11 protein-coding genes are annotated in these 13,044 nt (G+C 71.8%); 6 read left to right on the top strand and 5 right to left on the bottom strand.

What is annotated here, in order from left to right:
* Positions 1 to 67: 67 nt before the first annotated feature.
* Positions 68 to 1,600, bottom strand: a complete 1,533-nt coding sequence (locus tag ABTW65_RS10620) for a carboxyl transferase domain-containing protein (protein WP_350660032.1) — start codon at positions 1,598 to 1,600, stop codon at positions 68 to 70.
* 106 nt (positions 1,601 to 1,706) lie between these two features.
* Between ABTW65_RS10620 and ABTW65_RS10615 the strand changes: the two genes are divergently transcribed.
* The 6 genes from ABTW65_RS10615 to nagB all read left to right on the top strand — a co-directional run bounded on the left by ABTW65_RS10615 (position 1,707) and on the right by nagB (position 8,036).
* On the top strand, positions 1,707 to 2,834 hold the full coding sequence (locus tag ABTW65_RS10615; protein ID WP_350660031.1) for an LLM class flavin-dependent oxidoreductase: 1,128 nt from the start codon (positions 1,707 to 1,709) through the stop codon (positions 2,832 to 2,834).
* A gap of 364 nt (positions 2,835 to 3,198) precedes the next feature.
* Positions 3,199 to 3,654 carry an HNH endonuclease gene (locus ABTW65_RS10610; protein WP_350660029.1) on the top strand — a complete coding sequence of 152 codons (456 nt, stop codon included), beginning with the start codon at positions 3,199 to 3,201 and terminating at the stop codon, positions 3,652 to 3,654.
* A gap of 90 nt (positions 3,655 to 3,744) precedes the next feature.
* Positions 3,745 to 4,863 carry an ROK family transcriptional regulator gene (locus tag ABTW65_RS10605; RefSeq protein WP_350660028.1) on the top strand — a complete coding sequence of 373 codons (1,119 nt, stop codon included), beginning with the start codon at positions 3,745 to 3,747 and terminating at the stop codon, positions 4,861 to 4,863.
* A complete protein-coding gene (locus ABTW65_RS10600) occupies positions 4,863 to 6,320 on the top strand; it encodes a glycoside hydrolase family 3 N-terminal domain-containing protein (RefSeq protein WP_350660027.1) in 1,458 nt (485 codons plus the stop codon). The genes ABTW65_RS10605 and ABTW65_RS10600 overlap by 1 nt, the downstream gene beginning before the upstream one ends.
* A complete protein-coding gene (locus ABTW65_RS10595) occupies positions 6,317 to 7,237 on the top strand; it encodes an ROK family protein (RefSeq protein ID WP_350660026.1) in 921 nt (306 codons plus the stop codon). The genes ABTW65_RS10600 and ABTW65_RS10595 overlap by 4 nt, the downstream gene beginning before the upstream one ends.
* Before the next feature lies 1 nt (position 7,238).
* Entirely contained in the window at positions 7,239 to 8,036 is a 798-nt protein-coding gene (nagB, locus tag ABTW65_RS10590) for a glucosamine-6-phosphate deaminase (protein ID WP_350660025.1), read from the top strand.
* Here the strand turns inward: nagB and galT are convergent.
* From galT to ABTW65_RS10570, 4 genes are read right to left on the bottom strand one after another with little or no spacing between them, the layout of a single operon-like run.
* Positions 8,033 to 9,127 carry a galactose-1-phosphate uridylyltransferase gene (gene galT / locus ABTW65_RS10585; protein ID WP_350660024.1) on the bottom strand — a complete coding sequence of 365 codons (1,095 nt, stop codon included), beginning with the start codon at positions 9,125 to 9,127 and terminating at the stop codon, positions 8,033 to 8,035. The genes nagB and galT overlap by 4 nt on opposite strands.
* Positions 9,128 to 9,151: 24 nt before the next feature.
* Positions 9,152 to 10,705 (bottom strand): serine/threonine-protein kinase, encoded by a 1,554-nt coding sequence (locus tag ABTW65_RS10580; RefSeq protein WP_350660023.1) that lies wholly within the window; start codon positions 10,703 to 10,705, stop codon positions 9,152 to 9,154.
* Complete coding sequence (locus ABTW65_RS10575) at positions 10,702 to 12,024, bottom strand: FHA domain-containing protein (RefSeq protein ID WP_350660022.1); 1,323 nt, start codon at positions 12,022 to 12,024, stop codon at positions 10,702 to 10,704. The genes ABTW65_RS10580 and ABTW65_RS10575 overlap by 4 nt, the downstream gene beginning before the upstream one ends.
* Positions 12,017 to 12,844, bottom strand: a complete 828-nt coding sequence (locus ABTW65_RS10570) for a PP2C family protein-serine/threonine phosphatase (RefSeq protein ID WP_350660021.1) — start codon at positions 12,842 to 12,844, stop codon at positions 12,017 to 12,019. Before ABTW65_RS10570 ends, ABTW65_RS10575 begins: the two co-directional genes overlap by 8 nt.
* Positions 12,845 to 13,044: the final 200 nt, after the last annotated feature.

Raw genomic sequence — 13,044 nt, 5'->3', positions numbered from 1 at the left:
TCGCGGAGAGCCCACCCCATCGTGGCGGAGTTCGTGGTGCGTGTCCGAAGATCTCCTGCGTACGTCCTCAGCCCGCGTAGCGCGCGGCCCGAGCGGTCGGCTCGCCCGGCCCGGAGGCGAGCAGCGCTAGGAGCTCGTCCTCGAGGACTTCTCCGACCCGGCGGCAGAACGTCTCCGGCTCGTCGGCGGCGTCGGGGGACTCCGCGACGATCCGGTCGACCACGCCGATCTGCTGGAGATCGACGGCGAGGACCCGCTGGGCCTCGGCCATCTCGGCGGCGTGGTCGGAGTCGCCGTACACGATCGCGCTTGCGCCCTCCGGCGGAAGTGGGGAGAGCCAGGCGTGCTGGGCGGCGACCACCCGGTCGGCGGGAAGGAACGCGAGCGCGCCACCGCCGTTGCCCTCGCCCAGCATCAGGCTGAGCGTCGGGGTCTCGACGTTGACGAGCGTGCCCAACGTACGCGCGATCTCGCCGGCGATGCCGCCGTTCTCCGCTTCCGCCGACAGCGCGGCGCCGGGGGTGTCGATGACGGTGACGACGGGGAGCCCGAGGCCGGCGGCGAGCTTCATCCCGCGCTGTGCCTCGCGCAGGCCTTCTGGACCGAGCGGTTGATGCGCCTGCTCGCGCCGGTCCTGGGCCAGCACCAGGCACGGCGCCGAGCCGAACCGTGCCAGCGCGATGATCAGCCCCGGGTCCCGCTCGCCCTGCCCGGTGCCGTTGAGGGGTACGACGTCCGAGGCGGCGATCCGGAGCAGCGCCCGCGCCCCTGGTCGGTCCGCGCGCCGGGACCGCGTGATCGCGTCCCAGGTGTCGACCGCCGAGAAGTCGGCCCCGTCGGCCGAGACGTCACTCCGGTCGGCCGAGGCGTCACCGGCTGACCACTCGGCCGACGCGAGCGACGTCTCGGCCGACGCGGGTGACTTCTCGGGGCGGAGGTCGAGGATGGTGAGAACGCGGTCGACGAGCCCGGCGAGCTCGTCGGGAGGTACGACGCCGTCGACGAGGCCGTGCGCGAAGAGGTTCTCCGAGACCTGGACGCCGGAGGGGAAGGGGCGGCCGTTGAGCACCTCGTAGACCTTCGGGCCGAGGAACCCGAGGAGTGCCGCGGGCTCGGCGACGGTGACGTGACCCAGGGATCCCCATGAGGCCATCACACCGCCAGTGGTGGGGTGGCGCAGGTAGACGAGGTAGGGGAGACCGGCGGCCTTGTGGCGGGTGACCGCCTCGGCGATACGCACCATCTGCACGAACGCCGGCGTACCTTCCTGCATCCGGGTCCCGCCCGAGGCGGGGCCGGCCAGCAGCGGCAGCCCCTCGCGCGTCGCCCGCTCCACGGCCGCGATCAGCCGCTCTGCCGACGCGCGCCCGATCGACCCGGCCAGGAACCGGAACTCCGAGAGCACCACGGCCACCCGTCGCCCGGCTATCCGGGCCTCGCCGGTGACCACCGACTCGTCGGTGTCGGCCCGCTCCCGGGCGCGCACCAGGTCGGCGGCGTACGCCTCGGGGAGCTCGCCGTGGACGGGCGGGGTGTCCCAGGACGTCCAGGTGCCCGGGTCGAGGACGAGGTCGATCAGCTCAGCGGAGGTCAGGCCCATGAACCGGACGATACTCAAGAATTGGCTCAGTGGCTGAGCCAGTCTCAAGGAGCAACACCAAATGCGTTAGTCTATTAATTCAGTAAACAAATACAAGGAGTCTGGAATGAGCGCCCCCGCGAGCCCCGAGCTCCTCTGGTATCTGCCCAACTTCGTCGAGACCGGCCATCGTGGCGACATCGCGGCGCCGGAGGACGGCTACGGCACCCTCGACTACCAGGTCGGCCTCGCCGAGGCGGTCGAGAACGCCGGCTGGACCGGTGCCCTGCTCGGCACGAGCTGGGGGAGGCCCGACACCTTCACTGTCGCGACGGCCCTGGCCGCGCGCACCACGACCTTCGAGCCGCTCGTCGCGATCCGCCCGGGCTACTGGCGCCCAGCCAACTTCGCCACCGCGGCCGCGACCCTCGACCAGCTCAGCCGTGGCCGGGTGCGGGTCAACATCGTCTCCGGCCAGGACGACCTGGCCGCCTATGGCGATCGCGAGGACTCACGCGCGGCCCGCTACGCGCGGACCAAGGAGTTCATGCGGCTGGTGCGGCGGCTGTGGACCGAGGAGAACGTCACCTTCGAGGGCGACCACTTCCAGGTCGCCGGCTCGACGATCACCCCGCGCCCGTACGCCACCGACGGCCGCCCGCACCCCAGGCTCTACTTCGGCGGTGCGTCACCAGAGGCCGAGGCGGTGGCTGCGACCGAGGCTGACGTACAGCTCTTCTGGGGCGAGCCGCTGGACGGCATCGCGGAGCGGGCCGAGCGCCTGCAAGGCCTCGAGCAGTCGCTCGGCCGCGACCTCGCGCCACTCGAGTTCGGGCTCAGGATCACCACGCTGATCCGTGACACCCGCGAGGAGGCCTGGCGCGACGCGGAGGAGAAGGTGCGCCGGATGGCCGACTCCGTCGGCGACCGCGAGTTCCGGCGGGCGGGCAGGGCAGCGGTCGGACAGAGCCGCCTCCTCGACCTCGCCGACCGTGGCGACGTGCTCGATGAGTGCCTCTACACCGCTCCCGGGAAGTACGGCGGCGGTGGCGCCGGAACGACCTGGCTGGTCGGCGACGCGGACGACGTCGCCGCAGCGCTGAGCCGCTACCAGGAGCTCGGCGTGACCCACTTCGTCCTCTCGGACACGCCCTATCGGACCGAGGTCGCCCGGGTCGGCGAGGCGCTGATCCCGAGGCTCCGCGAGGCGGGCCGGGTCGCGCTAACGGGACCAAACGGCGTACGTCGGGCGTAGTTAACCGGAAAGACACGGTCCTGACCTGCGAAAACCGTTGGTAGGTGGAGGGTGTTCGCTCTATTCTGGTAGCACCCGGTTTCGCCGCCGGGTGCCAACACTTGACCTTTTGAAGGGCCCACCATGAGCACGCAGCACTCGACCACCGCCCCGGCGGCGTGGTCGCTGACCGCTGCGCACGAGCGCGACCCTCATGCCCGCGGGAGCCGACAGTGACCTGGGTGCATAGCTGCACCGGATCACTCCGGGCCGCTCCTGCGAGACATGTCTGTCTCGTCGGGGCGGCCCCCTTTTTGTTTCAGTCCAGTGTTTCCACCCGATCTGCACGCGATCTCTATCCGACTCTCCTGGGAGGTAACCGAGTATGACCACGACCATGGGCGCCGTGACCCTGTATAACGCCTCCTTCGAGCCGCTCGGGAGGGTCTCGTTCAAGCACGCCGTGCGGATGCTGTTCCGTGAGGTGGCGGTGGTTCACGAGCAACAGGGCGACAAGATGATCGGGCCACATCCATGGCCCAAGGCGGTGCGGCTGGTCCGCTATATCGCCATGCATTGGATGTATCGGCCGGCCGGCTACTCCCGCGAGGGAGTGCTCAAGCGCGACCAGCATCGTTGTGCCTATTGCGGTGGCCAAGCCCGCACCATCGACCACCTGCTTCCACAATCGCGCGGCGGGAGATGGACGTGGATGAACACGGTGGCGGCGTGCGGCAAGTGCAACGGCCGCAAGGGCAACCGCACCCCGGAGGAGGCGCACATGGTTCTCCGGATCGATCCGTACGTCCCGACCCGGGCCCAGCTCGCAGCCATCGTCTGATTCGCCGATGTGCCGTTTTCTGCCCGCTGGATGGGCCAAATCGCCGCGTCGACTTGACGCATCATTAATAAGTACGATGGACTAACAAACATGTCCAAGGCGAGACGGCGTACGTTGCGGCCGATCGGGAAGTTGCTGCAGGAGGATGCGCGGCGGCACCACCGATCCCTGGTGCTCCAGCACCTCTTCGCGGTGGGTCCCGCGAGCCGCGCCGACCTGGCTCGAGCCTCCGGTCTGACCCGGGCCACGGTCTCCGATCTGGTGGGCAGTCTCCTCGACGACGGGCTCGTCGAGGAGCTCGGAGCGCCGGTGGAGAGCCGGGTCGGGAAGCCGCCGATGCTGGTCGGGCTAGCCGCCGACGCCACCCACATCGTGACCATCGACGTCTCCGGTGACGACCAGGTCGCCGGGGCCGTACTCAACCTGACGGGCGATGTCGTCCACCGCACCACCAGGTGCCGGGAGGGCCGCACCGGAAGCGAGGCCGTACGCCTCGTGAAGGAGCTGGTCACCGAGCTGATCGCGAGCACTGACCGGCCGATCCTCGGCATCGGGATCGGCAGCCCCGGTGTCGTCGCGGCCGACGGCACCGTGGTCGCCGCACCCAACCTGGGCTGGACCGAGGTCGCCCTGGCCGAGCAGGTGCGCCGCGAGACCGGCCGACCGACGTACGTCGCCAACGACGCCAACACCGCCGTGCTGGGGGAGTACACCTTCGGACAGTCCGGCGACGGCGGCCTGATGCTCGTGCGGGTCGGCACCGGTGTCGGTGCCGGACTGGTGCTCGAAGGCGCGCTGCTCCACGGGTTCGTCGACGCCGCCGGTGAGGTCGGGCACGTGACCGTCGACCCCGAGGGCCCGCTCTGCGCGTGCGGGCGCAAGGGCTGCCTGGAGACCTTCCTCGCGGTGCCGCGACTGCGCGAGCGCCTCGAGACAGCCCACGACGATGCGCTCGTGGAAGCCGGCGAACATCTTGGAAAGGCATTGGCCCCTGTGGTCGGAACCCTCAATCTTCACGAGCTGGTCCTCTCCGGGCCGGCCGATCTGCTGGACGGACCGCTGCGCGAGACCGCCGACCGGATCATCCGCGAGCGGACGATGCCCGTCAGCGGTGAGCCGCTGGAGTTCCGTACGTCGACGCTCGGCGAGGACGTCGTCATCGTCGGTGCCGCGGTGCTCGTCCTCGCCGGTGAGCTGGGGGTGTCGTGATGCCGTCCCCGACAACCGTCGAGACCCTGGCGCTGCGCGTCCAGGTCTCCGCCTTCGCCGGCCCCACCCTGCCGGCAGGCTATGCCGAGCTGCTCGGCGACGGCCTCGGCGGGATCTGTCTGTTCGGGCCGAACACCGAGGCCGGTGAGGAGTCCGTACGCAGCCTGTCGGCCGAGATCCGGTCCGCATCCGCCGCGGGCGGCTGGGCGCCGGTGATCACCATCGACGAGGAGGGCGGGGACGTCACCCGGCTGGAGGCGCTCGCCGGCTCCTCGGTGCTCGGTGCAGCCGCCCTCGGCGCTGCTGACGACTTGGCCCTGACGGAGGAGACCGGCAGAGCGATCGGGGTGCGGCTGGCGCGAGCCGGCATCAACCTCAACCTGGCCCCCGTCGCCGACGTGAACTCCAACCCCGACAACCCGGTGATCGCGACCCGGTCGTTCTCCCACGACGCCGGCGTGGCCGCCAAGCACGTGGCCGCGTGGGTGAAGGGCCTGGAGTCGACCGGCGTCGCCGCCTGCGTCAAGCACTTCCCGGGCCACGGCGACACCGGCCAGGACAGCCACGTCGCCCTCCCCGTCCTCGACGCCTCCTTGGACACCCTGCGAAACCGTGAGCTGGTCCCGTTCCTGGCTGCCGCGGAGGCCGGAGCCGCCTCGGTGATGACCTCCCACATCGTGGTGCCCGCGCTGGACCCCGAGCTGCCCGGCACGCTGTCGGCGCCGGTGCTGGGACTGCTGCGCGAGCTCGGCTACGACGGGCCGATCGTCTCCGACGCCCTCGACATGGCCGGTGCATCGGCGAGCCGAGGGATCCCGGCCGCTGCGGTGCTCTCGCTCAAGGCAGGTGCAGACCTGCTCCTCCTCGGCCCCGACAAGCCCACCTCACTGGTCCACGACACGACCGCCGCGATCGTGGCCGCGGCCGAGTCCGGTGACCTGCCGCTGGAGCGGCTCCAGGACGCGGTCGCACGCATCGACCGGCTGCTCGCCGACCTCGCCGGTGCGCAGCAGCGGCCTGACGGCGCCCTCGACCCCCGGTTCGAGGAGCGCTCGATCGAGGGCGCTCGCCGGGCGCTCGCGACGGCCAGCGACCTCAGCGACCTCGACGGGATCCCGGATCTCGCCGGTGCCCACGTCGTGACCGTCGACACCGAGGCCAACATCGCCGTGGGCGACGTGCCCTGGGGGCTGCCGCCGGACATCGTCATCCGCCCCGGCGACCCGCTCCCGGATCTCCCCGACGCACCTCTCATCGTGCAGGTGCGTGACGCACACCGCCGTCCCGAGGTCGGCCGGACCGTCGCCGAGCTCCCGGGTGCCGTGGTGCTGGTGGAGTGGGGGTGGCCCGGTGCGTACGACGGACCAGGGTTGCCGCGACTGTGTCCGCAGGGCTTCTCCCTGCCGGGCGTGGCAGCGGTGACCGAGGTGCTGCGACGATCGGGCTGGACCCGGTGAACCCCGCACCAGTGAGCCCAGTGCGGGTGGGCCTCGACATCGGCGGCACCAAGGTCCACGGCATCGCGATCGGGCCGGACGGGGCGGTGCTCGCCGAGGAGCGTGCTCCCACGATCCTCGGAGCCGAAGGGGTCGTGAAGAGTGCGGCCGCGGTGGTCGCGAGCCTGCGCGACGCGCTCGACGGCGGCGAGATCTGCTCGATCGGGGTCGGCATCCCCGGCATCGTCGACACCCGCGCCGGCACCGTGAAGCACGCGGTCAACCTGGGCCTGGACGGCGACGCCTTCCCGCTCGCGGAGCTGCTCGGCGCGCGGGCCGGAGCGGTCGTCACCCTCGAGAACGACACCAACGCGGCAACCCTCGGCGCACACGCCGTCGAGGACGTCGACGACCTGGTCTACCTCTCGCTCGGCACCGGCCTGGCCGCTGGTCTCTACCTCAGCGGCGCGCTCCGCCGAGGCTTCCACGGCGCGGCTGGGGAGGTCGGGCACCTCCCGGTCGACCCGGAGGGCCCGGTGTGCGGGTGCGGTCAGCGCGGCTGCCTCGAGCTGGTCGCTTCCGGTGCCGCACTCGCGGCCGCCTGGCCGACGGCGAACGGCCACCCCGCCGCGGCGCTCTTCGCCGCAGCAGCCTCGGGCGACCCGGCCGCCGTCGTCGTGCGGGACCGCTTCGCCGACGGCGTCGCCGCCGCCGTACGCTCGCTCGCTCTCGCCGTCGACCCCGAACGCGTCGTCATCGGCGGGGGTGTCGCGACGGTCGGGGAGCCGCTGCGGGAGGCGATCGCGCTCGCGCTGGCCCGCCAGGCCGAGACCTCGCCGTTCCTCGCCTCCCTCGAGCTCGCCTCGCGCCTGCGGGTGGTCTCCGCCGCCCCGGTCGCCGCCATCGGTGCCGCCCTGGTCACCCCGACGAAGGACTGAGATGGAAGTAGTTGTCCTCGAGACCCCCGCCGACGTGGCCTCCCTCGCCGCGGACGCGATCGAAGACGTCGTACGCCGCCGTGCGGCCGCCGGCTCCCCCGCGGTGCTCGGCCTGGCCACCGGCTCGACGCCGCTGGCGACGTACGAGGAGCTCATCCGGCGCGCCCGGGACGGTCGCGGGCCGTCGTATGAGGGCGTGGAGACGTTCAACCTGGACGAGTACGTCGGCCTGCCCGACGGGCACGAGCAGTCCTATCTGGCGACCATCCGGCGCGAGTTCACCGACGCGATCGGGATCCCGCCCGAGCGGGTCCACGGACCCGACCCGACCGAGGAGACCCTTCCGACGGCGGGGGAGCGCTACGAGGCGGCGATCGTGGCCGCGGGCGGCATCGAGGTGCAGATCCTCGGCATCGGCACCGACGGCCACCTGGCCTTCAACGAGCCCGGCTCGTCGCTGGCCTCGCTGACCCGGATCAAGACGCTCACGGCCCGGACGCGCAAGGACAACGCCCGCTTCTTCGGCTCACCCGACGCGGTCCCGCACCATGTGCTCACCCAGGGACTCGGCACCATCACCCGAGCCGGCCACCTGCTTCTCCTCGCCACCGGGGAGGGCAAGGCCGAGGCGGTCGCCGCCGCGGTCGAGGGACCGATCTCGGCGACCTGCCCGGCCTCCGTCCTCCAGCTCCACGGCCACGTCTCGGTCCTCCTGGACGAGGCCGCGGCCTCCCGGCTCGTACGCCGCGACTACTACCGCGAGGTCTACGCCGGGAAGCCGGACTGGCAGGGGCTCTAGAGAGCGTCGCGGAGCCGCTCGGCGGCCGTCTCCGGCGGGATGTCGTTGACCCAGAGCGCGACGCCGGACTCGATGCCGGCCAGGTACTTCAGCCGTCCCGGCGCCCGCCGGATGGTGAAGATCTCGGCGGCCAGGTGCCAGGTGTCCTCGCGGCCGGTCGGGGCCTGCTGCCAGCCGGCGATGTAGGGCACCGGGCCGGCGTCGTCGAGCCCGTCCATCCGCCGCAGGCACTCCTGATAGAGCGCGGCGAGGTCGTTCATCTCGACGGCGGTCAGCCCCGGGAGCGAGCCCACGTGTCGCCGCGGCACGACGCGGATCTCGTAGGGCCAGCGGCCGGCGTATGGCACGTACGCCACGAACGTCCCGTTCTCGGCCACCACCCGCGACCCGTCGGCGATCTCGTCGGCGAGCACCGCACACTGCAGGCACTCGCCGGTCGCCTCGCGATGGGCGTCGGCGGCGTTCACGAGGGACTCGATCCGCGGCGGCAGCACCGGCATGGCGTAGATCTGCCCGTGCGGGTGCTGCAGCGTCACCCCGATCTCCTCGCCGCGGTTCTCGAAGCAGAAGACGTAGGCCACCTCCGGCATCGCCGTCAGCTGCTCGGTGCGGTGGGCGAGCGCCGCGAGCACCGTGCGCACCCGCTCGGGAGGAAGGTCGACGAAGCTCTGCTCGTGGTCGCTGGTGAAGCAGACGACCTCGCACCGGCCACGCCCAGGCTGGGAGACGAACGGCTCCCCGGTCGCCTCACCGACGGCGACCGTCGAGAGCGCCGGGAACCGGTTCTCGAAGGCCACCACGTCGTAGCTCTCGGCGGGGATCTCGGTGAGCCGCCCGTCGACCGACGGGCACAGCGGGCACTCGTCCGAGGGCGGCTTGAACGTACGCGTCTGCCGGTGCCCCGCTACCGCCGTCCAGGTCGCGGTCAGCCGGTCCCAGCGCAGCTGCGACCCGCCCGCCCGCGGCTCCAGCGGCCGCTCGTCGTGCACCGAGCGCAGCGTCGGCTGTTCGTCGAAGAACCAGATCTCGCGTCCGTCCGCCAGCTTCGCTGACGTCGCCACCGGGTTGGTCGGCGCAGGGGTGTTCGGCATGGGCCCAGTATCGCCTGCGCCGGGCTACTTGCTGACGCAGGCCTGGGCTGCACCCTGGGAGACGTTGCCGTTCTCACCGAGGGAGCGGACCTGGATGCAGACCTTGGTGGCGCCCTCCAGACGTACGACCGCCTTGGGCCGGTCCACCTTGCCGCTGGTGGAGTTGTCGCCGACCCACTTGTAGCCGGTCGCTCCGGGCACACCGGACCAGGTGAAGACGGCGCGGTTGCCCTTGAGCGTGCCCTTGACCTTGCCGGGGGCGGCGGGGCCGGTGACACCGGGGAGATCGGTCTCGACGGGCGGGGGCGGGACCTCGTCGGGCTTCTCGTCCTCGCCGCCGCGGGAGAGCACGATGCCGATGGCGGCGGCGAGGAGGAAGAGGACGACGACGCCGATGATCGCCGGGGTCTTGCTGCGGGACTCCGGCGGGCGGGCGCCGGTGAGGACGGACGGGCCCTCATCCGTACGCGGGTAGCTGAACCGGGTGCGGTCGGCCGAGGCCGAGCCCGCATCCGGGTAGGAGGCCGCCTGGACGGGCGGCGGAGGCTGGGCGATGACCTGGGAGGGCGGCTTGACCTCGGTGACCAGCTCGGCCTCCGGGTCCGACGGCGGGGCGGGCAGGCTGCTGCGGCCAGAGCCGGTCGTCGGCCCGTCGCCACGAGAGGCCGGCACCGTCGGGACCACCGGGATCGACCCGCTGCCACCGGCATCGCGGTCGAGGACCTGCACCTCGGTGCGTCCCAGCCGCAGCTCCTGCTCGATCCGCTGGAAGTGGCGGGCCAGGTCGAGGACGGTCCTCGGCCGGTAGGTCGGGTCCTTCGCCATCGCCTGCTGCAGCACCCGGTCCAGCGACGGAGGTACGTCGGCCCGGCCCGTGGCCGGCGGAGCCGTGTGCAGGATGCGGGAGAAGACGGCGCGGTCGGAGTTGTTGCCCCGCTCCGCGAACGGTGAGCGGCCCACGAGCAGGTGCCAGACGGTCGCGGACAGCGAGTAGACGTCGGAGGCGACCGAACCGTTGGACGCCGAGGTGAGGACCTCGGGCGGCGACCAGGGCAGCGAGACCCCGATGTCGCCCTCGTCGTCGCGCGGGCGGCCGGCGATGCCGAAGTCGGCAAGGCCGGGCACGTCGTAGCGGGAGAGCAGGATGTTGGACGGCTTGATGTCGCGGTGGATGATCCCGGCGCGGTGCGCGGTCTCGACGGCCGACGCCATCTGGATCCCGAAGCGCAGCGCGTCCTGCACCTTCATCGGGTTGTTGCGTACGCGGGCACCGAGGTCGGCGTTGGGGTAGTAGCCCATCACCAGGTAGGGGCGGCCGTCCGGCGTCTCGCCGGCGCTGTGCACCGGCACGATGAACGGGTGCTCGGCCAGCTCGGCCATCACCGCCGCCTCCGCGGCGAACTGCGCCCGCTGCGCCTCGGCGAGGTCGGAGGACCGCATCAGCTTCACCGCGACCCGGACCTTCGGGTGGTGGCGCTCGTAGAGGTAGACGTCGGCGAAGCCGCCCGAGCCGAGCCGGCCCAGGCAGTTCATCCCGGGCAGCTCGGGGCCGAGCTCCGGGTGTGGTGTCTGGGTCACCCGAGAACCTCGTAGTTCAGGTTGATCGAGCCGGCGAGGCTCACCACGGCGCCGGCCTCCAAGGCGTACTCCTCCATCGGCCGCATCTGCTGCGGACGCCCACCGGGCAGGGTGAGGTAGGACCCGTTGGCGGAGCCGAGGTCGCGCACGAGCACCTGCCACTCCTCGAGCCTCACCTCGGTGTGCAGCCGGCTGATGTCGGGCAGCATCACCTTCACCAGATGCGGGGGTACGCCACCAGCCCCGGTGTTGCCGTTGGCATCCGCGCGCGGCGACCGCCCGAAGACGGCACCTCGGTCCAGGATGACGACCCGGCCGTCGCCCAGCTTGAGCTGGCCCAGCGCGGGGCGAGGGACCGAGACCGGCTGCTGGTGCGGCGGCAGCGCCATCCGGCAGATGCGGCAGGTCGGGGAGTAGGGCGGCGAGGCGTGGCCCTGCGGGCAGTAGACCGCCCACACCGTCGGCCCGCCCGCGGGCGGCACCGGGGTCGGCGTCGGGACGTCGCGGACCCGGGTCGCCATGTCGTTGGGCGGCGTGGGCGCCGGCGCGGGCATCGGGGGAGGCGGCACGGAGGGCCGAGCCGCGGGCGGCGCGACGGGCGGGGGCGACGGCTGCCGGTCCGGCGGGCCCCACGCGTTCGGGTCGGGCTTCTTGGCACCCTTCTTCCGCCACGGAAGCCCGTCGATGATGCCCTTCTTGGACTCGGGCGCGGGCTGGGACGGCGCTACAGGCGGCGGCACCTGAGCCGGCGGAGGGCTCTGGAACGACGAGACGCCTGGCATCGCCGGAGGGGGCGGCGGAGAAGCCGCCAGGTCCGAGCGCCGGATGGTGTGGTCCAGCGGCGCCATGGTCGAGTCGACCGGCACTTGAGCGGAGAAGTCGGGGTCGAAGACGACGTCCAGGGAGCGTGCGTGGGCGGTGTCGACCAGCGGCTGGTCCTCCTCCATCCCGCCCCAGGCCCCGTTGGCGAGCTCGGCCCGCTCGGGGACGGCGGCGAAGTGGCCGTCGGCCCACTTGCCGGAGACGTCGATGCCGTCGATGAAGACCGGCACCTCGTTGACGACGGCGGTCACCTTGGCAGGGGAGCGCACGGCGTACCGCACTCGCGGGCCCTCGCGTCCGATCAGCGCGAAGCCGGGGGCTCGCGGGCCGTCCGCGGAGAGCAGTCCGGCGATCGCGTCGACCGGCCGCGGGTCGGAAAGAGCGGCCTGGACGCCGTGGACCCGCGGGTCACCCGGCCCGAGCTGCACCAGCGCCCAGCACCGGTCGCCCTTCAACGCGAGCCAGTGCCCAGCACAGTAGGTAGCGGAATCACTCATGGGACGACGAGACGTCCCCTGCGGATCGTGAGGAGCCTGATGTCGAGACGTCAGTCTCCGCGGGGGCGGCGAAGAGCGAGGGAGGGGGTGTCACGAGTACCACAGTGACATTGTCGCGCCCACCCGATGCAACCGCAGCGTCCACCAGCCTCTGGGCGAGGTTGTCGATGCTTCCGCCCACACCGAGCGTCCGGGACGCGATGTCATGGATCTCGTGGTCCTCGAGCTCGCCGGTGAGGCCGTCGGAGCAGAGGAGGAAGATGTCGTCGGGCGACACGGCCATCAGCCAGGTGTCCGCCTCGGGCGACGGGTAGGTGCCGAGCGACCGGGTGATGACGTTGCGCAGCGGGTGTACGCGGGCCTCGGCGGCGGTGATCATCCCCGCCTGGACCATGACGGCGACCTCGGAATGGTCGATGGTCACCTGGGTGACGCCGGCCGGCGAGAGCCGGTAGACGCGCGAGTCGCCGACGTTGAAGACCAGCCAGTGGGGCGCGCCCTCGTATTCGACGAGCGCCACCCCGGTCAGGGTCGTGCCCATGCCCTGCTTCTCGGAGTGGCGTGCCGCCTCCGAAGTGATCGCGGAGTTGGCGGCGTGGACGGCGTCCTGGATGTCCTCGGGAACCGGGCAGATGGTCGCGAAGCGGCTCTGGAAGGTCTCCACCGCGAGGGCGCTGGCGACATCGCCACTGGCATGACCGCCCATCCCGTCGGCGACGACGGCCACCGCGGGCAGCATGACGAACGAGTCCTCGTTCACCTCGCGGACCCGGCCGACATCAGTCGCCCCCGCGGCACGCAGGGCTGGGTAACCGGTCATGCTGTTCCTTTGCGGTGCCAATTATCTGGGACATCCCTGGCAGGATGCGAAATAGTGGTGCTGGAAGCGGACACTTTAGAACATCCCGTACGGTATCGGTGAGCGTGTTCACTGAGCCGTGTGCCACGTTTGGCTCATTCGTGTGGCTTCTCACCCCGAGGCGCGCCTAGAGTAAGCCAGGCTTTTTGCGTCGGCTGGCC

The sequence above is a fragment of the Nocardioides sp. NPDC127503 genome, from assembly GCF_040302165.1.
In the GTDB taxonomy this organism is placed as follows: domain Bacteria; phylum Actinomycetota; class Actinomycetes; order Propionibacteriales; family Nocardioidaceae; genus Nocardioides.
The sequence above is the reverse complement of the archived record's forward strand: the minus strand, read 5'-3'. Positions and strand labels throughout refer to the sequence as shown.